This is a genomic window from Paenibacillus nicotianae (assembly GCF_042681745.1).
GTDB classification, from domain to species: Bacteria; Bacillota; Bacilli; order Paenibacillales; family Paenibacillaceae; genus Saccharibacillus; species Saccharibacillus nicotianae.
Genome location: NZ_JBHUGF010000009.1, coordinates 67,805 through 86,876 on the forward strand (window position 1 = coordinate 67,805; position 19,072 = coordinate 86,876).

At 40.5% G+C, this 19,072-nt stretch carries 15 protein-coding genes; 7 read left to right on the forward strand and 8 right to left on the reverse strand.

Annotation, left to right across the window (positions count from 1 at the left end; all coding sequences use genetic code 11):
* Positions 1-48: 48 nt before the first annotated feature.
* Positions 49-687, reverse strand: coding sequence for a beta-phosphoglucomutase (pgmB, locus tag ACFSGI_RS03460; protein WP_204826731.1), 639 nt, complete (start codon positions 685-687; stop codon positions 49-51).
* Positions 688-1,674: 987 nt separating this feature from the next.
* Here pgmB and efeO point away from each other — a divergent pair.
* The 7 genes from efeO (at position 1,675) to ACFSGI_RS03495 (ending at position 9,991) form a co-directional block, all read left to right on the forward strand.
* A complete protein-coding gene (efeO, locus tag ACFSGI_RS03465; protein ID WP_204826732.1) occupies positions 1,675-2,574 on the forward strand; it encodes an iron uptake system protein EfeO in 900 nt (299 codons plus the stop codon).
* A 5-nt stretch (positions 2,575-2,579) separates the two neighbouring features.
* Positions 2,580-3,971: an iron uptake transporter deferrochelatase/peroxidase subunit gene (efeB, locus tag ACFSGI_RS03470; RefSeq protein ID WP_204826733.1), complete on the forward strand. Its 1,392-nt coding sequence runs from the start codon at positions 2,580-2,582 to the stop codon at positions 3,969-3,971.
* 127 nt (positions 3,972-4,098) lie between these two features.
* On the forward strand, positions 4,099-5,922 hold the full coding sequence (locus ACFSGI_RS03475; RefSeq protein WP_204826734.1) for an FTR1 family iron permease: 1,824 nt from the start codon (positions 4,099-4,101) through the stop codon (positions 5,920-5,922).
* A 367-nt stretch (positions 5,923-6,289) separates the two neighbouring features.
* Positions 6,290-7,150, forward strand: a complete 861-nt coding sequence (locus ACFSGI_RS03480; protein WP_204826735.1) for a MurR/RpiR family transcriptional regulator — start codon at positions 6,290-6,292, stop codon at positions 7,148-7,150.
* Positions 7,151-7,152: 2 nt separating this feature from the next.
* A complete protein-coding gene (nagB, locus tag ACFSGI_RS03485) occupies positions 7,153-7,881 on the forward strand; it encodes a glucosamine-6-phosphate deaminase (RefSeq protein ID WP_204826736.1) in 729 nt (242 codons plus the stop codon).
* Positions 7,881-9,074 (forward strand): N-acetylglucosamine-6-phosphate deacetylase, encoded by a 1,194-nt coding sequence (nagA, locus tag ACFSGI_RS03490; protein ID WP_204826737.1) that lies wholly within the window; start codon positions 7,881-7,883, stop codon positions 9,072-9,074. Before nagB ends, nagA begins: the two co-directional genes overlap by 1 nt.
* 161 nt (positions 9,075-9,235) lie before the next feature.
* Positions 9,236-9,991, forward strand: a complete 756-nt coding sequence (locus tag ACFSGI_RS03495) for a DeoR/GlpR family DNA-binding transcription regulator (protein ID WP_204826738.1) — start codon at positions 9,236-9,238, stop codon at positions 9,989-9,991.
* A 140-nt stretch (positions 9,992-10,131) separates the two neighbouring features.
* Here ACFSGI_RS03495 and fba read toward each other — a convergent pair whose 3' ends face one another.
* From fba to ACFSGI_RS03530, 7 genes are all read right to left on the reverse strand, one after another.
* Positions 10,132-10,989 carry a class II fructose-1,6-bisphosphate aldolase gene (gene fba, locus ACFSGI_RS03500; RefSeq protein WP_204826739.1) on the reverse strand — a complete coding sequence of 286 codons (858 nt, stop codon included), beginning with the start codon at positions 10,987-10,989 and terminating at the stop codon, positions 10,132-10,134.
* Positions 10,990-11,102: 113 nt separating this feature from the next.
* Positions 11,103-13,013 carry a 3D-(3,5/4)-trihydroxycyclohexane-1,2-dione acylhydrolase (decyclizing) gene (iolD, locus tag ACFSGI_RS03505; protein WP_204826740.1) on the reverse strand — a complete coding sequence of 637 codons (1,911 nt, stop codon included), beginning with the start codon at positions 13,011-13,013 and terminating at the stop codon, positions 11,103-11,105.
* Between the two features lie 10 nt (positions 13,014-13,023).
* Positions 13,024-14,016, reverse strand: coding sequence for a 5-dehydro-2-deoxygluconokinase (gene iolC, locus ACFSGI_RS03510; RefSeq protein ID WP_204826741.1), 993 nt, complete (start codon positions 14,014-14,016; stop codon positions 13,024-13,026).
* 48 nt (positions 14,017-14,064) lie between these two features.
* Complete coding sequence (iolB, locus tag ACFSGI_RS03515; protein ID WP_204826742.1) at positions 14,065-14,880, reverse strand: 5-deoxy-glucuronate isomerase; 816 nt, start codon at positions 14,878-14,880, stop codon at positions 14,065-14,067.
* Between the two features lie 15 nt (positions 14,881-14,895).
* Positions 14,896-16,368 (reverse strand): methylmalonate-semialdehyde dehydrogenase, encoded by a 1,473-nt coding sequence (gene iolA / locus ACFSGI_RS03520; RefSeq protein WP_204826743.1) that lies wholly within the window; start codon positions 16,366-16,368, stop codon positions 14,896-14,898.
* A gap of 282 nt (positions 16,369-16,650) precedes the next feature.
* Positions 16,651-17,637, reverse strand: coding sequence for a DUF4340 domain-containing protein (locus ACFSGI_RS03525; protein ID WP_204826744.1), 987 nt, complete (start codon positions 17,635-17,637; stop codon positions 16,651-16,653).
* Between the two features lie 18 nt (positions 17,638-17,655).
* Positions 17,656-19,071 (reverse strand): GldG family protein, encoded by a 1,416-nt coding sequence (locus ACFSGI_RS03530; RefSeq protein ID WP_204826745.1) that lies wholly within the window; start codon positions 19,069-19,071, stop codon positions 17,656-17,658.
* Position 19,072 lies beyond the last annotated feature (1 nt).

A 19,072-nucleotide genomic window follows, 5' to 3' on the forward strand; every position in this document is an offset into this window, starting at 1 on the left:
ATGAATTTAAGATATATTTATCATAGCAGGTTTTGAAGGGTGTTCAAGTTATAATACTAATTCAAGTAATTCATCGATACTTTCCAAATAGTAGTCTGCATCAGAACTACGCAGACTTTCTCCTACAGCAGCTACATTCATTTTACCAGCTATCGCTGCTTCTACGCCTGCTAGTGCATCTTCTACAACCAGACATTCTTCGGGAGCAATATCCAGACGTGTTGCTGCTAGTAAAAACACTTCAGGATCAGGCTTACTGCGAGTAATATCATTACCATCTGCGATCGCATCGAACTCTTTATCCAGACCAATCTGCTTGAGAATAGTAGGTGTATTTTTGCTGGAAGAACCGATAGCAATTTTGATATTATTTTGTTTCAATGTTTTTAACGTATATTCTACCCCTGGCAAAAGATCATTTGGACTTAAATGGTGCAGGGATTGGCGATAATACTCATTCTTTTTCTCTGCCAACTGTAATTTTTCTTGATCCGAATATGTTTTAGTCGCACGTTGCAAAATAATATCCAGACTTTCCATCCGACTTACTCCGCGCAACTGATGATTGATCGTTTCATTAAAAGGAATCCCTTCTTCTTCACTAATCTTACTCCATGCTTCAAAATGATACTGATCTGTCGATACGATCACGCCATCTAAATCAAAAATAACCGCTTTAATCGTCATTGTTACGTCCTCCTCGGGTATGTTCAATCATTGATAATGTTTGGTTAGCAAAACTAAGTATGTTCTTTATTAAACACGAAACAAGGATACTAGACAGAGAACGCTAAATTATGTTTGTAGGTAAGGTAGAAAAATCGCTACTTTGGTGTGGCGTGAATCGCAGATACGTGAGGCTGGTAAAGGTCATTCCGCTACCCAAACGGATTATTCTTCTGATCGCTGTTAAGAATAGATATCTTTGAAATCTGCTGTCGCAGAGGATATCTATTCTTAAAGGCGAACGCTACGCTTCTCCAGAACGATTCCATTTGCTCCGCTAGAGGTGCTTATCTACATTATTGTTTTGCATATCATTTCTTACTGTGCACATGCCTGTAAAATTAATTTCCCTATAAAATTAAGCAACAAGATTAAGAAATACAATTAGATGAATCTATTTTAATAACAAATAAGTTTTGAGTGTATTCTATCGTATTTGATTTATTATTTTGAGACTAGCAGAAACACTAATAGCTCTAAGCTCAAAATAACTTTTTTACATTATATTTCTCACACCATATATGTTTTATTCATTCCTCCTTCACTCATTCCAAATAAAATATAACTATATTTTATTCCCTTATCCTCTTTTCTACCTCCTCCCCCCTCATTGAAAATAAGCACCCTACCTAAACATCTGGCAAAGGTGCTCACCGAACCCAGTGGAGGTAAAGGAATCGTTCAGCAGCAGCGAAGCGTTCGCCTTTAAGATCGGATATAATCTGTTGAAAACAGAATCCAATATATCCGATCTTAACAGTGATCGTATGAATGATCCTTTACCAGAGCGATATTCCCTCACAATCTTCGCCACTCCCCCAACCCCCGTTTTATTTTCAATCTCCCCTTGTATCCATTTACATAAAAATAAAGATTGACGCTCTTATCGTTCACCTTTATGATAGATTAATAATTGAGAACGATTATCATTATTAAGGAGTGTCATTCATGAAAGCACGTGTAACTATACCAGCAACTATTCTTTTATCTTCTGTACTGTTTACCGCTTGTGGGAATCAAGCGCCTACTAATACAACAACAGCTCCAGCAACAACAGAAGCAACCACTACAGAGTCAACTACTACCACACCATCTACCGAATCGACTACAGCTTCTAAAGCCGATTTCAAAAATGAGACCGAACAATATCGTACATATGCGATCGGTGAGATCGATTCATTTGTAACCGAAACAGAGAAATTTACAGAAGCAGTCAAAGCGGGCAAGTTGAAAGAAGCTCAAGCGCTCTATGCTCCAGCTCGTATGCATTATGAACGGATCGAACCGATTGCAGAAGCATTAGGAAATCTTGATCCTGATATTGATGCGCGTGCAGGTGATGTCGATGATAAAGACTGGCGTGGATTCCACAAGATCGAACAAGCCCTGTGGGAAAAGAAAACAACAGACGGAATGAGCGAATATGCAGATCGTCTGCTACAAGATGCACAATTGTTACGTGCCAAAGTGGAAACAGTTGATATTGATGCTAGTATGCTTGTTGTCGGAGCAGTAGAACTGCTGAATGAAGTCTCTTCTTCCAAAATCACAGGTGAAGAAGAACGTTATTCTCATACCGATTTGTATGATTTTGTCGCTAACGTAGAAGGTGCAGAAAAAATCTACCAAATTCTCAAACCACGTCTGGCTGAAAAAGATGCTGACCTGGAAAAACAAATCGGTGAACGATTTGAAGCATTAAATAAAGAGTTGGCTCCTTTTGCTACCAAAGACGGCGGTTATGTAACCTATGACAAACTAACTAAAGAAGATATTCGTACATTAAGTCAAAACCTTGATGCATTGGCTGAACCTTTATCGCAGATGGGTACTATTTTAGGGGTGTAATTAGAATGAGCAAAAAGAATTCATCCGAAGATCAATCAAAATCCACTTCAGTTCCATCTGAAGTGGATTCAACTTCTTCTACAGAAATCAATACCGAACCTCAAACTGGAGTATTCAAAAAGCCTGTTAGCCGTCGTGATATGTTGCGGTTAGCAGGCGCTTCTGGTGTTGGGCTTCTTTTGGGAAGTTCAGGCGCACTAGGTATTATGAAAGCTACAGGACTCACCAAACAACCTGCGTCTGATACACCGGGCAGTGCAGAAAATGTAACAACCGGTATTACACATGGCGGAGATCAATATTCTTTTTACGATATCCATCAACCAGGAATCGTTACGCCTAGCCAGAACTTTATGTGCTTTGCGTCGTTTGATGTGACATTAAACGATGCCGCAGGCTTACGGCGACTTTTTCAAGCATGGACCAAAGCTAGTGCTTCACTAATGGCTGGTGAATTGTTAGATGGACAAAATGAAAACCCTCATCTTCCACCTGCTGATACTGGAGAAGCGGCTGGACTCTCTTCTTCCAAACTTACGATTACATTTGGCGCAGGCCCTGCTTTATTTGATCATCGATTTGGACTTTCTGGCAAAAAGCCGGCTAACTTTGCAGAATTGCCTGCTTTTAACGGAGACAATCTACAATCGGAATGGTGTGGTGGTGATCTAGCTGTACAAATCTGTGCGGATGATATGCAGGTCGCTTTTCACGCGATGCGTAATTTGATTCGGATTGCTCGCGGTTCTGCGGTATTACGTTGGAGTCAAGAAGGATTCCAGCGCAGTAGTGCAGCCGATCCTAATCAGGCGACTCCACGGAATCTTATGGGCTTCAAAGATGGTACAGCGAATCCAAGTGTCAAAGACAACAATATGATGAATGAAGTCGTCTGGGTGCAACCACAAGATGGTGCAGGCTGGATGACCAATGGTAGTTATATGGTTGTACGCCGTATTCGGATGCGTATTGAAGTATGGGATCGTTCCAGTCTGGCAGATCAGGAAAATACATTCGGACGAGAACGGGTAAGCGGTGCTCCACTCGGTTCACAGCACGAATTTGATCGCGGCGATATGGAAGCCAAAGACACTTCAGGCAAACCTGTTATTCCGATGAATGCCCATATGCGTGTAGCACGCGGAGACGGTACTATGCAAATTTTGCGTCGTCCGTATTCGTATTCAAGCGGGATGGATAAAGTAACCGGACAATTGGATGCGGGATTATTTTTTATTAGTTATCAACGCAGTATCGAAAAGCAATTTATTCCGATGCAACAACGGTTAGCACAGATTGATGCATTGAATGAATATATTCAGCATATCGGAAGTGCTGTTTTTGCTTGTTTTCCGGGTGTACAGCAAGGCGGTTATATCGGAGATCAACTGGTTTAGTAGATGGTGCCGATTGCTTGCTTTAGAGCTATGCTAAGATACGTCTTTTTGAACAAATGATTGTTGGCATATAGGGTAATCGTTATGATTGTTATTTATTTTGATATGGAAAAGAGGGTTCTAGGCTATGCGTAAAAGTGCCCTGTTAATCAGGTTTATGCTTTGCTTGAGTCTATTTATAGTACTATCTTCAACCACTTGGAATACAGTGATATCTACTGCACAAGCCGCTTCTGGTGATTCTGCGCAAGTAAATCAACTATTGCCACTGGTCGGTAGCGCTCTTGTCGATGCCGGACAACAAAAGTGGACAGATGCACAGCAAGAATTAGATACATTTGCTACAGCATGGAAAGGTATCGATACCTCGGTCGCTCCAACAGAAGCCAATGAAGTAAATACAGCGTTGACCGATGCTCAAACCGCACTTACCAAATCTTCTACTGATTCCAAAGCGGCTACCTCTGCTCTGGGAACATTAGCACGTGCAGTCAATACATTTGCTGAAGCGGGTCAAGCTCAATCCAAAACAGGTGCAACCAGTAATAATGGTCCTTCTAAGCAAGGACTAACAGCAGTCAAAGTGATTTTGCCTTTGGCAGATGCAACAATTCAACATATAGATCAGCACGATTGGCAAGCTGCTCAAGACAGTTACAAACAAATAGTTAATTCGTGGCCTGATGTAGAAAATGCAATTCGTGCCGATAATTTTACAGTGTATAGTCAGCTTGAGATTAAAATGAGTATGATTCGGGTCGCACTGCAAGCTGATCCTCCGCGTGAAGAACAAGCCAAAGCAGACACTCAAGCATTGATTACATTGCTAAATGAATATGCGGCAGGCGATATTGCAGATACTGCTCCTGCAAGTGGTACAGTTCGCTTGAGTGATGCGGTTACGTTACTACAACAAGTACAGACAGCGGTAACCGATCAAGATCAGACTAAAGCGTCTGATTTGATGACTCAATTTATCTCAATGTGGCCGTTGGTTGAAGGAGAAGTACAGATCTCTTCCGCTTCGACGTATACTGCTATTGAAAATGAAATGGCTGAAGTACAAGGCTATTTGGTTTCTAACCCGCCTGCATGGACACAAGCGAATACAGTGATTGCAACGATGCTAGATGAATTAACACCTTTAACATCCAAAACATCCTATACCGCCTGGGATGCCGCTATTATTTTACTACGTGAAGGTCTGGAAGCTATTCTGGTATTAGCTGCTTTGTTAGCTTATGCCAAACGTAGTGGTAGTCGTACTGCCGGCAACTATATCTGGTCAGGCGCTATTTCCGGGTTAGTGCTTAGTGGCGTGATGGCAGCGATCTTTGTGTATGCTTTCTCTCAAGTGTCTAGTAGCGGAAGTACCCGCGAAATGATTGAAGGGATTACCGGTCTGGTTGCTGTCGTGATGATGCTTAGTGTAGGGCACTGGTTACATCAGAAAGCCAACTTAAAAAACTGGAATACGTATATTGAAAATCAAGTCAGTGGCGCATTAGAACGTGGTAGTCTCTGGTCGTTAGCTATTGTCTCTGGACTTGCTATTTTACGTGAAGGTGCAGAAACAGCGATTTTCTATATTGGTATGGCTCCAGCAATTGCCCTATCGCAATTGATTTTAGGGATCGCGATTGCGCTTGTGATCCTGATTGTAATTGCTGTACTGATTATCAAGTTCAGTGTGAAGTTACCGATTCGTCCATTCTTCTTAACCGCAACAGTGTTGATCTATTATCTAGTTTTCCGTTTTCTGGGCGAAAGTATTCATGCACTTCAAGTGGCAGGCAAATTCCCTGCACATACAGTTGCAGAATTGCCTTCAATCAGTTGGATCGGGATGTATCCGACATGGGAGACGTTTATTCCACAAATGATCGTCTTGATCTGGATGGTATGGAGATTGATTTTGCCAGAGTATCGTAATCGTAAACAGACCGCTTAAATAAATGTGATTTGTTGATATCTCAAAAGCCTGTATCCTTTTGTATAAGGGTGCAGGCTTTTTTGGGTTAACACCTTTGAATATCTTATTGTCTTTGATGACAAAGCATAACTGTGTACTGATTATTTACTGTAATTCTCCAAACATATACATTCCATAATGATATACATATTACTAATCAAGCTTTGATTATTTATATTATTTTTATTAAATTATCCTTTTGTTAAATTCATTTACTAAATATTTATTTTCTGTTTAAAATCAGTTGCAATCTGCTATCTTGTGCTTTAAGATAATGGTGAAAGAAAATAATTTTCGTTATAAATAATAATAAAATAAAAATAATTTTCATTAAGGAGGATTAAACTTGTCTCCTATTTTGCATATGTTGGAGCAACGCATCGAAAGTTTATCTCCTCAAGAGCGCCGACTGGCTCATTATATTTTACAGCAACCTTCTACTGTGATTCGTATGGGGATCACGCAGTTAGCAACTCAATGTGGTATTAGTCCTGCTACCGTTACTCGCTTTTGCAAAACATTTCATTTCGAAGGATTTCCAGATTTTAAAATGAAGTTGGCTAGTGAATTAGCGCAACAATCGATTCCAAGTTCATATCAAGATATTATTGCAGGCAATCCGTTAGCTGAGATTGTCAAAGCTATCGAAAAAAATCATATTACATCGATCAATGATACAACTCGTCTCCTAGATCTGCCTAAGCTTGAACAAGCTATTGGTTATCTTACACGTGCACGTCGTATCGATCTGTATGGCATCGCGACTTCATCGATCGTAGCGCAAGACTTTTATCAGAAATTAATTCGGATTGGCAAAAATAGTACGTCGTTCTCTGATTCTCATATGCAGATCACTTCTGCTTCTACACTTTCTTCAGAAGATGTAGCACTGGCGATCTCATATTCGGGAGAAACAAAAGAAACAATAGATGCTCTTTCTTGTGCCAAAGATAATGGAGCTACCGTCTTATCGCTTACTCAATACAGTAACAACAAATTAGCTTCAATGGCGGATATTGCTCTATTCTCATCGTCTCTTGAACAAGGAGTACGCCGCGGGGATATGGCTTCACGAATCGCTCAACTGCATATTATCGATATTTTGTTTACCGGTATGATCAGCGCTCAATTTAATGATTCTGTTGCTAAGTTGGAATTATCTTATAAAAATGTACAACGCTATCGCAAAGACTCGGGAGGTTTTTAAATATGGCTAATGTAATCAAAGTGACTCATGAAGAAGATTTTCATAAAGTAGCTGCTCATATTGTTGCTAGTCTGGTACAAACTTCTCCTCGTGCAGTATTAGGGCTTGCTACCGGAGGCACCCCTGTAGGATTGTATCGTGAATTGATTCAGATTCATCAACAAGGATTAGTTAGTTTTGCCAAAGTCAAAAGCTACAATCTGGATGAATATGCAGGGCTACCTACAGATCATCCTGCTTCCTATCGTACATTTATGAATGAGCATTTATTTAACCATATTGATATCAATCTTGAAAATACACATGTGCCTGATGGACAAGCGACAGATCTGGATGCTGAATGTCGTCTATATGATGAAATGTTGTCTGAAGCTGTGATTGATCTACAGATTCTAGGTATTGGACATAATGGTCATATTGGATTCAATGAACCGGACGATAGCTTAAATCCTGCTACCCATGTAGTGACTTTATTGGAACAGACGCGAGAAGCCAATTCCCGTTATTTTGATTCGATCGATAAAGTTCCTGCACAAGCGATCACAATGGGTGTCGGTAGTATTATGAAAGCCCGCCAAATACTATTATTGGTGCGTGGTGCCGACAAAGCTGAAATTATTCATCGCGCCGTAACAGGCCCGATTACAACCCAATGCCCTGCTTCGCTGTTACAACTTCATTCCAATGTTACAGTGCTACTGGATGCTGAAGCCGGGAGGTTGTTTGAGTAATGTCGATTTCAACAGATACCACTCATTCATTTCAAATTATTCATGGACGTGTTGTAACACCTACACATGTGATTGAAAATGGAACAGTACAAGTGCAAGATCAAATCATTACGTATGTTGGTTCTACAGCCAATGCCCCAATGTGGCAACATCAGACTACATATGATGCTCAAGGTGGCCTGGTGATTCCTGGCTTTATCGATATTCATGTGCATGGTGGAATGGGTGCAGACTTTATGGATGCTGATCCTCAAGTATTAGATACGATTACTACTTTTCATGCCAGTCAAGGAACAACAGCTATTCTAGCTACAACCATGACAGCACCTCATGCCGATATCGAGCATGTGTTAGAACAGGTCTACAATTATATCAATCATGGACAAATGCCTGGTGCTCAAATCGAAGGTGTTCATTTGGAAGGGCCTTTTATCAGTCCTAAATGGCCGGGTGCTCAAAATCCAGAACATATCGTACTACCCAATATCGAATGGTTAGAGCAATGGGAAGCTCGTTATCCTGGACTAATCAAGCAACTTACACTAGCTCCTGAACGAGAAGGGGCTTTGCTATTGATCCCATGGTTACGTCAGCATGGAATTACAGCCGCTGCCGGGCATACCGATGCTTCTTATGAAGAGATCATGGAAGCTGTCGCAGTAGGGCTTAATCATGCAGTTCATACATTTAATGCTATGACTCCACTTCACCATCGCAAGCCAGGAGTCGCTGGTGCTGTGTTAAGTACTCCTGCTATTCATGCTGAAGTGATAGCCGATGGTATTCATGTTCATCCTGCGGCTGTTTCTTTGCTCGCACAGCTCAAGCAAAACAATAATCTTATCCTGATTACCGATGCAATGTCTGCGGCTGGACTTGGAGATGGTCAGTATATGCTTGGCGATCAACCTGTAAATGTTATCAACGGTATAGCTACTCTACCAGATGATAGCGGAACATTAGCAGGTAGTCGCTTAACGATGATCGAAGGGTTCCGCTTTTTAATTCAGCAAGCCGGATTATCGATTATGCAAGCTTCTGCCGCCGCAAGTGGTAACCCTGCTCGTGAACTAGGCTTATACGAACAGACAGGTAGCCTTGATATTGGTAAACGTGCTGATATTCTGGTACTCAATCCAGAGATGGAATTACAGCATATTTTTATCAAAGGATTGCTCAAATCTTATCGTTAATATGCAATATAACAGCAAGTTCTCTATGGATAATCACTAGAGAACTTGCTTTTTTAGTGATGTTTGCTATTGAATTACTATTTAAAGATAAACTATTGATTAACTTTTGGTCATATGTTATATTCTGAGTACCATTTTTAACGAGACAGGAGTTTACTTTCATGAAAGAAAAACGTCTACAACATTTGGAAGATTATATTCATTCGGTAGGTACTGTCTCTTTAGACGAACTTTGTGAATATTTTAACGTTTCTAAAAATACAGTACGTCGTGATGTAAATCAGATTTTAGAAAAAGGAACGATTCAAAAAGTATATGGTGGTGTTACTTCTGTCACACCTGCTTTGATTCCATTTGAAAATCGCGATCATACCAATCATCCTGAAAAACTAAAAATCGGTAAACAAGCGGCAGCATTGGTAGAAGATCAAGATTTGATTTTTATCGACTCCGGTACCACAACACGCAATATTGTTGAATTTCTTTCTTCCTCTCAACAGTTAACCATTTTGACTAATAGTCTGGATGTTATTAATGCGGCTGTTGCTTTTGAAAATATTACATTGATCACGATCGGTAATCGCTACAAACGCAAAACAAAATCGTTTGTCAGTATTGATGATCTACATATTTTGGATAAATATAATATCAGTAAAGCTTTTATGGCGGCAACGGGAGTATCGATTGCGCATGGTTTGACCAATTCGGATATTTTGGAATATGAAATAAAAAAACGAATAGCTGAAAAAGCACAGGCTGTCTATTTACTTGCGGATGCTTCCAAATTTGGCAAGTCTACTCAGCTTACGTATGCTCCTCTGCAAGAAGTGAATGTGTTAATTACTTCTGGCACTTTATCGGATGAATATCATTCTTTCTGTCGGGAACATCAGATTGAATTGTATATTTGTCAATAACATATCCAAAAAGACATCTCTTTCTCTACTATTAACTTAGAAAAAGAAATGTCTTTTTTAGTGTAATATATGATTTATCCTGCTGCTTAGCTATTCAATAACAATCTGTTGTATATCTTTCACTTGTAATCCATATTAATTTATACAGCCTGCCCACTGGTACCGAACTCTTGCATTTTACTTTGAACTACGGCTTGGATAGCTTCTGTACCGGGTGTCAGAATATGGCTAGGATCATAAAGTTGAGGATTCTGGTTCAGCACTGTACGTACGGCTGATGCCCATGCTTGAATACATTCGGTATTAACATTAATTTTGGCATGCCCTAATCCGATCGCTTGCCGAATCTGATGCTCTGGAATACCGGAACCTCCATGCAATACTAATGGTACCCCTGTTATGTCTGCAATATGCTTCATTTCAGCGAATCCAAGTACAGGTTCTCCTTGATAAGGGCCATGCACCGAGCCAAGAGCAGCGGCTAGTGCATCTACTCCTGTTTGTTTGACCAGTTGATCACATTCAAGTGGATCTGCGTATTGAATACCTCCGATTAATCCATCTTCTATTCCACCGACTGTCCCTACTTCTGCTTCGACCGATACTCCAAAAGACTTGGCATACTGTACGACTTCCAGTGTCATCGCTATATTCTGTTCAATAGGATAATGTGAACCATCGATCATTACTGAACTGAATCCACTATCAATAGCTTGTTTGCAACGTTCTACACTGATTCCATGATCTAAATGTAAAGCGACGGGTACTGTAATCGATAATTCTTGTATCGACTTGTCTACGATAGCTGCGATCAAAGGATAGCCACCGAGAAATGATACCAGTCGATCCGAAGCCGCCAGAATAACAGGTGCTTGCTCAGCTTGAGCCGCCTGGAGAATAGCTTGTACCCATTGCACACCGTTAATATTGTACTGCCCTACTGCATATCCACCTGCTTGTGCTTGGAGTAACATCGGTTTCATAGATACCGTTCTCAACTTCATCTCTCCTTTTATCATTATACAGTCAGAAGAGCATATATTATTTTAATGTAACTTCGACTCTAACAGGATGTACAGGAATCATCGATTCACATGCAAAGGAAAACATTCTAATACTGTTTAGCTGTTTTCAACTTTTCTTGTTGCGCGTCAAATACCTGCTGAATCCGTTCGTTGTTCGATACTTCGGCTACTCCTACATTCCACCAGCTATCATATCCATGGGTCATCGTTTTCGGTAATACTTTGATCTCTATCAATGTACAATTCGATTGTTGCTGTGCATCTGCCAGAGCCTCGTGCAATTGCTTCATATTGTTTACTTTGTACGATTTGGCTCCATACGCTTCAGCTATTTTGGCATAATCAATATTCATAATCTGCTTATCGTGAGTACGGAATTCGCAGAAATAACTGCCTCCACCGTTCTCCATCTGTAGATTGTTAATACAACCAAAGCCTGCATTATCAAAAAGTATGACATTGATTTTATGATTGTATTGAATCGCAGTAACCAACTCGGAATGTAACATGAGAAAGCTACCATCCCCGACAATCGAATATACTTCTTGATCAGGAACAGCTAATTTAATCCCAAGCGCGCCGGATACTTCATAACCCATACAGGAATATCCGTATTCCAGATGATACGTATTAGCAACTGTCGGATTCCAGATCCGTTGCAGATCACCTGGCAATGACCCTGCTGAACCAACAATAATGCTATCTGCCGGAATAGCTTTATTAATAGCAATCAAAGCAGTCGTCTGTGGTAACTCGGTCTGAAGTGCATCTGCATATTCATTAAGTGTCGCCTGATCAAATTGATTGTCTACTTCTGGCTTAAATTCTGTACGCTTAAAGGTAATCTGACTTAACCGTTCTCGCTCTTGATCCCATTCTACTTTGAGTTCTTGTATCTGATTACCAAATTCACTTGTATACCCTTCCAATAATGGAGTAAGTTGTTCCAAAGTGACTTTGGCATCAGCAACTACTTGAAAAGCATCCAATTTGTATGCTTGCGAACGGCTAACATTAATATTTAAAAATTGACTCTGTTCAAAATCAAATGCTGTTTTGGAAGAAGTAGCAAAATCGGTATAACGTGTACCGATACCAATAATGAGATCAGCTTGTCGTGCTACTTTGTTAGCTGATAATGTACCGGTTACGCCTAGCCCGCCTAGATTGTTTGCAAATGTATATTCTACCGTCGATTTGCCAGCTTGTGTCTCCACTAATGGAATATGATGCTTTTGGGATAATTTTTTTAATATAGCGCCTGCTTCCGAATATTTGGCTCCACCACCGACTAGAATCACCGGTTGGCGACTTGCTTTGATCAATGCTGCTGCTCCTGCTAATTCGCGTGTTGTTGGCAATTTGCGATCTACATAATGGACACGACGGGCAAAAAAAGTCTTATCATAATCATAAGCTTCTCCTTCAACATCTTGTGCAATACAGATCGTCACTGGCCCTGCTTGGGCAGGATCAGTCATCACTTCAAACGCTCGCAGTAAACTAGACATCAATTGTTCTGGACGCGTAATACGATCCCAATAACGTGATAATGGTTTTAAAGCATCGTTCGTTGTAACTGCGGCACTGTATTGTTGCTCAATTTGTTGAAGTACCGGATCAGGTTGACGGCTAGCAAACGTATCTCCTGGTAAAAAAAGTACCGGAATCTGATTAGCAAGTGCTGTGCCTGCTGCCGCTGCTAGATTCGCCGCACCTGGCCCGACAGAAGTTGTAACTGCATATATTTTTTGGCGCAACATTTGCTTACTGTAGGCAATTGCTGCATGAGCCATCCCCTGTTCATTTTTACCTTGTATCACATGGAGATGACCGGATTCTTGTTCTAATGCTTGACCGATTCCAAGTACATTACCATGTCCGAAAATGGTAAATATCCCTTCGACAAAAGGAAATTCGTTCCCATCAATATGGATATATTGTGCATTCAAAAAACGAATTAATGCCTGCGCTGTTGTAAGCCGAATCGTTTGCATAGTTTCACCTCTATCTGTATTGTGCCTCGATTTCGTCTGCTGCAATTAACTGTTCAATCTGACTCACTGTAGGCATCGCTTCAGAGGAGCTATGTTTGCTAACAACGATCGAAGCCGAAGCACTCCCGTATTTGAGCGCTGTAGCAATATCTTTGCCCGCAAATAAAGCATATAGAAAAGCAGACGCATACGAATCGCCAGCACCAAATGTTTTTAACACTTTAGTCATATAGGCTTTGCTTTGAAATACATCCCCTGACCTGGTGTATGCATATGATCCTTCGACTCCATGCTTGATCACAATCAATTGAGGGGTATGCTGGAATAAATACGCTATCGTCTGCTCATTATTTCCTGTACGATTTTCCAGAATATCAAATTCATCACGTGTACCAATCACAATATCGGCTTGTTCAGCAACCAGGGCATAGTAGATCGAAGTCTGTTCTTTGGATGTCCATGTATACGGACGATAATCCAATTCAAAAATTACTTTCACCTGATGCTTACGAGCCAGACTGACTGCTTTGAGGATAGCTTCTCGTGAAGGGCTTTGAGACAATGCAGTGCCTGACACCAATAGAGCGCTTGCTTGCTGAATATAATCTTCGCTTACTTCATCAGGCTCCAAGTACAGATCGGCTACATTTTCGCGGTACATTAGAATACTACATTCTTCCGGGCTTTTGATCTCGGTAAAAGCAAGCCCTGTTTTGTGACCTGCCTGATCAATAACGACTCCTGTAATATCAATACCTAGATTCTGAATATAATTTGAAATAAAACGACCATGTTGGTCATCAGCAAGCTTTCCGATAAATCCAGTTTTGAGCCCTAGTTTGGAACTACCAATCGCGATATTAACCGGTGATCCGCCAACATATTTGGTAAAGGTCATTGTTTCTTCCATCGGACGATTATATTCAGTTGCGTTCAGATCGATACATGCTCTACCGATCGCAATCATATCGAATACACGTTCACTTTTTAATTCAAATTTCATCTGTACTTCCACTCCATTTCCTTCACTATTTTCTACTTGGTGATCTGCTTAACGTTGCAATATCCATTCGTGATCAGGATCGTTGTGGAATTTCCAGATGCGCTTGGGTCCTGCCATAACATTGAGGTAATACGATGTATATCCATCAGGCACGCCTACCGGATGATAACCGGCAGGAACGATAACGACGTTGCGATGTTCTACCGCCATCGTCTCATCAAGGGAGCGATCATCGGTATATACTCGTTGAAATACAAATCCTTGTGCAGGATCAATTTCGTGATAATAGGTTTCTTCTAATAAAGATTCAGCAGGCAATTGATCTACATCATGCTTATGTGGTGGATAACTTGACCAGTTCGCACTTTCGGTAATCACTTCAACTACCAATAGACTGTTCACACTATCATCTGAATCTGGCAAAATGTTATGCACTAGCCGTTGATTATTATACTTTCCACGATGCTCTACACTATTTTCACTAGCTAAAATCAGACGGGTTGCACGTTGTACTAATGAAGGAGAATAACATAATGCTACTCTAGCCATTGTCTCTGCGGTGATGGTAAACGAACGATCATTGGAGATATATACGCTATCGGTAGGCTTTTTCTCAAATACACTTGTACGTGTGCCTACTCCTGTAAAAGTCTGCTCATGATCGCTAACTGTTATTTTGCCAGTGACTGCTACAATACAACATTCGATTTCGCCTAGTGATTCGCTATAAGTTGCACCTGGTTCGATATCTATCATTTTGAATCCTACATAGTGTAAAGGAGAATTGTCTTGATTCACTTCATGGAGCAGAGTGACACCTGTGCTGAGAGGTTGTTGTTGAAGCTTGCGCAATAATGTACTCATGATGTGCCATCTCCTTTACTCAAATGTAGGTGTAACATAACGAGCGGTTACTACTTTTTTGTGAGTGTAAAAATCTACGCTATCTTTGCCGTTCGCATGCAATGTACCAAAAAATGAAGATTTCCAACCAGAAAATGGGAAAAATGCCATAGGAGCCGGTACACCTAGATTCACACCTAACATGCCTGCATCTATATTTTCGCGGAAATAACGAATCGCTGACGCATTGGATGTAAAAATACAAGCTCCATTTGCAAATTCAGATCGATTAGCGGTTTCGACAGCTTCTTTTAAATGCTTGACTCGAATAATAGATAATACCGGAGCAAAAATTTCATCTTTCCAGATCGTCATATCGGTAGTTACATTTTCAAAAATAGTCGGCCCGATAAAGTATCCTTCATCCGATACCTGTTCACGACCATCGCAGACTAATGTAGCTCCTTCACTAATTCCTTTTTCAATATATCCTATCGTGCGTTTCTGATTTTCTTCCCGAATAACAGGACCCAAAAATACGCCATCGTCCAGACCGTTACCGATTTCGATCTCGCCTGCTCTTTCTTTTAATCGATGGATAAATGCATCAGCGATTCCTTCTTCAACAGCGACTACCGCACAAGCCATACAACGCTCACCTGCCGAACCAAAAGCAGATGCAATCACATTGGTGACCGTATCTTCGAGATCGGCATCGTTCAATACAATCGTATGGTTTTTGGCTCCGGTTAAAGCTTGGACACGTTTGAGGTTATTGCTTCCACGCTTAAATACATATTCTCCGACAGGCTTTGAACCGACAAATGAGATCGCTTGAACAGCAGGATGATCCAATACGCCATTAACGACATCATGCGCTCCGTAGACGATATTGAATACTCCTTTAGGTAGACCTGCTTCTGTAAATAATTCTACTAGCCGTCTTGTTAATAGCGGGGTACGTTCAGAAGGTTTGAGAATAAATGTATTTCCTAGCGCAATAGCCATTGGAAACATCCAACAAGGCACCATCATTGGAAAGTTAAATGGAGCAATTCCACCAACTACACCGATCGGATAGCGATAATTAACAGCTTCTACATCGGTTGCAATCGAAGCAAGTGAATCACCCATCATTAATGTAGGTGCACCTGCCGCAAATTCTACATTTTCGATCCCCCGCCCTACTTCTCCGAGCGCTTCAGTTAGATTTTTACCATTTTCGATCGTGATCAGACGAGCTAATTCTTCTTTATGAGTCGATAATAATTGTTGGAAATTGAACAGAATTCTAGCACGCCGGGGAACAGCGACTTTTTGCCAGGATTCAAAAGCTTGCTGAGCGACTTCAACGGCATAATCAATATCTTCTTTAGTAGAAAGAGGGACTCTAGCGATAATTTCTTTGGTAGCTGGATTGTATACATCTTCGTAGACGGTTGTTTGGCTTTCTACCCATTCTCCGTTGATATAATTTTTCAACTTTTCTACTTCTCGTGCTTCTGTCATTGCTATTCCTCCTCTAATCGATACACATGATAAAAAATAACTGAATGATTGATATGTTTGTTATATTTTGATTCATTTATCACTTTTTGATTATGTTTTGATTAATTTATAGTTAGATATTATTATCAAAATGATCTACAGTCAATCATTTTATGCAATAGTACTGCTTTTTGAGCAAAATAAAAACACCTTTTACAGAGTATATGATCTACTCTATAAAAGATGTTCATGATCTAGCGTTCGATCAGGTGCATCCAGGATCGATGTCACACAGATTTGAACTTATTCAGAAGAAGTTGAATCGGTTATCGTTTGAGCTGCTTTCATCACTTGCTTGATCGATTCGGAAGGCAATCGATATGCCCATTGCTGAGAAGAATCGACCACATCGATATAAGCAGGGTTATTAGCAGACTGGAATCCTTGATAAGTATCGTTCACTGTCCGCTCACCTTCAGTACGAGTAACCCGAAGCGTGAATAACGGCGACTTGGAAGATAGCTTAGAAGCTGGTGTTGGCAATTGATCGGTAGGAATATTTTTGATACTGTCAGTCAAATTAGACGCTTGCTCGCTACTAATCGAATGACCATCAAATGTCCAACGATCTTGACTTGGGTCTTCCAGATTGGCTTGATGTGTTAAAGTCCAGTTATTGGTCTGATCTTGACCTGTCCAGCTTAAAGCTGTCATATATTGATCATCCCAACCAAATGGAGTCGTATCCACAAAATAAAATGCAGTAGCAGATAAGTCAGTCACCGTCTGCTGAGATAATTGAATAATCGCTCCTTCATTTAAGCGTGCATAGTAATACCCATCGGTTGGTAATTTGCTACCAATATAGAGTTTATCCTGTTTCCCGGTCGATGTTGTTAAGATAATCGTAGGTTGCTGTGCATCTATTCCATATTTAGCAACATCGGTAGGTGAATCTTCTACAATATCGTGCACCGTTGCCGCTTGTAGTGTAGTTAACCAATCTGTAATGGCATACGCATTGGTAGGATAGTTCGCAGGTGTACGCATATGCCATAGGTTTTGTTTATTTTCTAACGTAATCGATGCCGGTGTTGTGGTGGTGTTTGCATTGTCCGGTGAAGATTGCATCTCGATTTGCTGTACGTTAGCAGGTGTAAATGTAACCCATTTGGCTTCCACAGGAGCAGTCTGATCTTTTTGAAAAAAATTCTGTGAATAAGCATAAGCTACACCCAACAGCAAAATCACCACCATTATGATTGTTGGCATCCATTTGCGAAGTTGCACGATCTGCCCGACTCCTTTCTATCCTCTACGTCGTCTCCACCATAGTACAATTCCTACAATGACAAATAACAGAGGAAATACAATCACTGTTCCAATGAAAATGATTTTCGCTTGAGATAACGATAAATTCGCTGTCTGGTATTGCTCTTGTACTTGCGGTCGAATCGTGATTTTGTTGGTGTTACCCAGTAGATCATTGATACTATTGAGCGCAAAATCCAAATTCGCTTGTTGCACAATTTCCTGATCCATCATAAAGGTAGACCCGCCCAAAATGACAGCTTTAGGTTCACCTTTAGCATCTGCTACAGCAAATCCTAGATCAAATGGCCCTGCAAGGTCTTTGGTATCTCGCTCTGTTTTGGATTCTAGCAATCCAGATAGATTTGTTTCTCCATAACTATTACTCGAAGAAGTTAGTAATGGTGTAGTTGTCCATCCTTTGACTGCTTCTAACTGCAATCCTATCGATAATGACATCATCGTATACATTTTATTTGCCGCTAATTTGGCTGTAATCTCATGTTGTCCATAGTCTGGAATAATCGTAAGCGGATCGTATAATGAAGTATCTTTGGGTTCTACTGCTACAGCATGGGTATCTTTGACACCATACATACTCATTAAAGAGTCTAAGTTTTTCCAGCTACTGCTCATCTTTTCATTAAAGCCAAGCGATAAAAATAATTTACCGCCATTGTTCAAGTACTGCTTAATCAGTCGGGTTTCTCCATCGCTCAAATCATTTTGCGGCCCGATAATCATAAGCAGATTAGCATCCTTTGGAATCGATCCTGCTTGCAATAGCGACAGATCACTCACTGTAATATGTTCTTCTTGTAAATGACTCACCAGTGTACTCATATCTGTTGCTGCAAATTCATTATGTCCATTAAGCAAATATGCTTTGTGCGTAGTAGATGAAGAAAGCGATAATAGACCAGATGTTATCTTTTCTTCACCACTAAATTGATATGACGTACTGGCTTCTGCACTTTCTGCACTCATATCGCTAGCTCCTGCACCATCAGCGAACATATCGTAGACAGGTACCACTTTGGTGGTGTCTCCTTTTTTCAATACTACTGCACTTTCTGTAACTCCATATTGCTTCGCAAGTGTCGGATTGGTCAAAAGGTCATATGTTTTGACTTCTAGCTTGCTGTTTACTTTATGGTATTCTGCTAGCAAATCGGTCACTTCGCGGGTATATACTTCTGCATCTTGTGAATTGAGAAATACGAGCGCTTCAACATTCTGATCCAATCCTTGCAGTGTTGTGATTGTCTGATCGGATAATGTATATTGTTTGTTTTTGGTTAAATCGACTTGAAACGTTCCGATAGAATTAAGAAATAAGGTCAAAATAATAAAAATGCCGATTATGGCTACTGAAAAAACGACTGCATTTGTTCCTTGTATCCACTTTTTCATT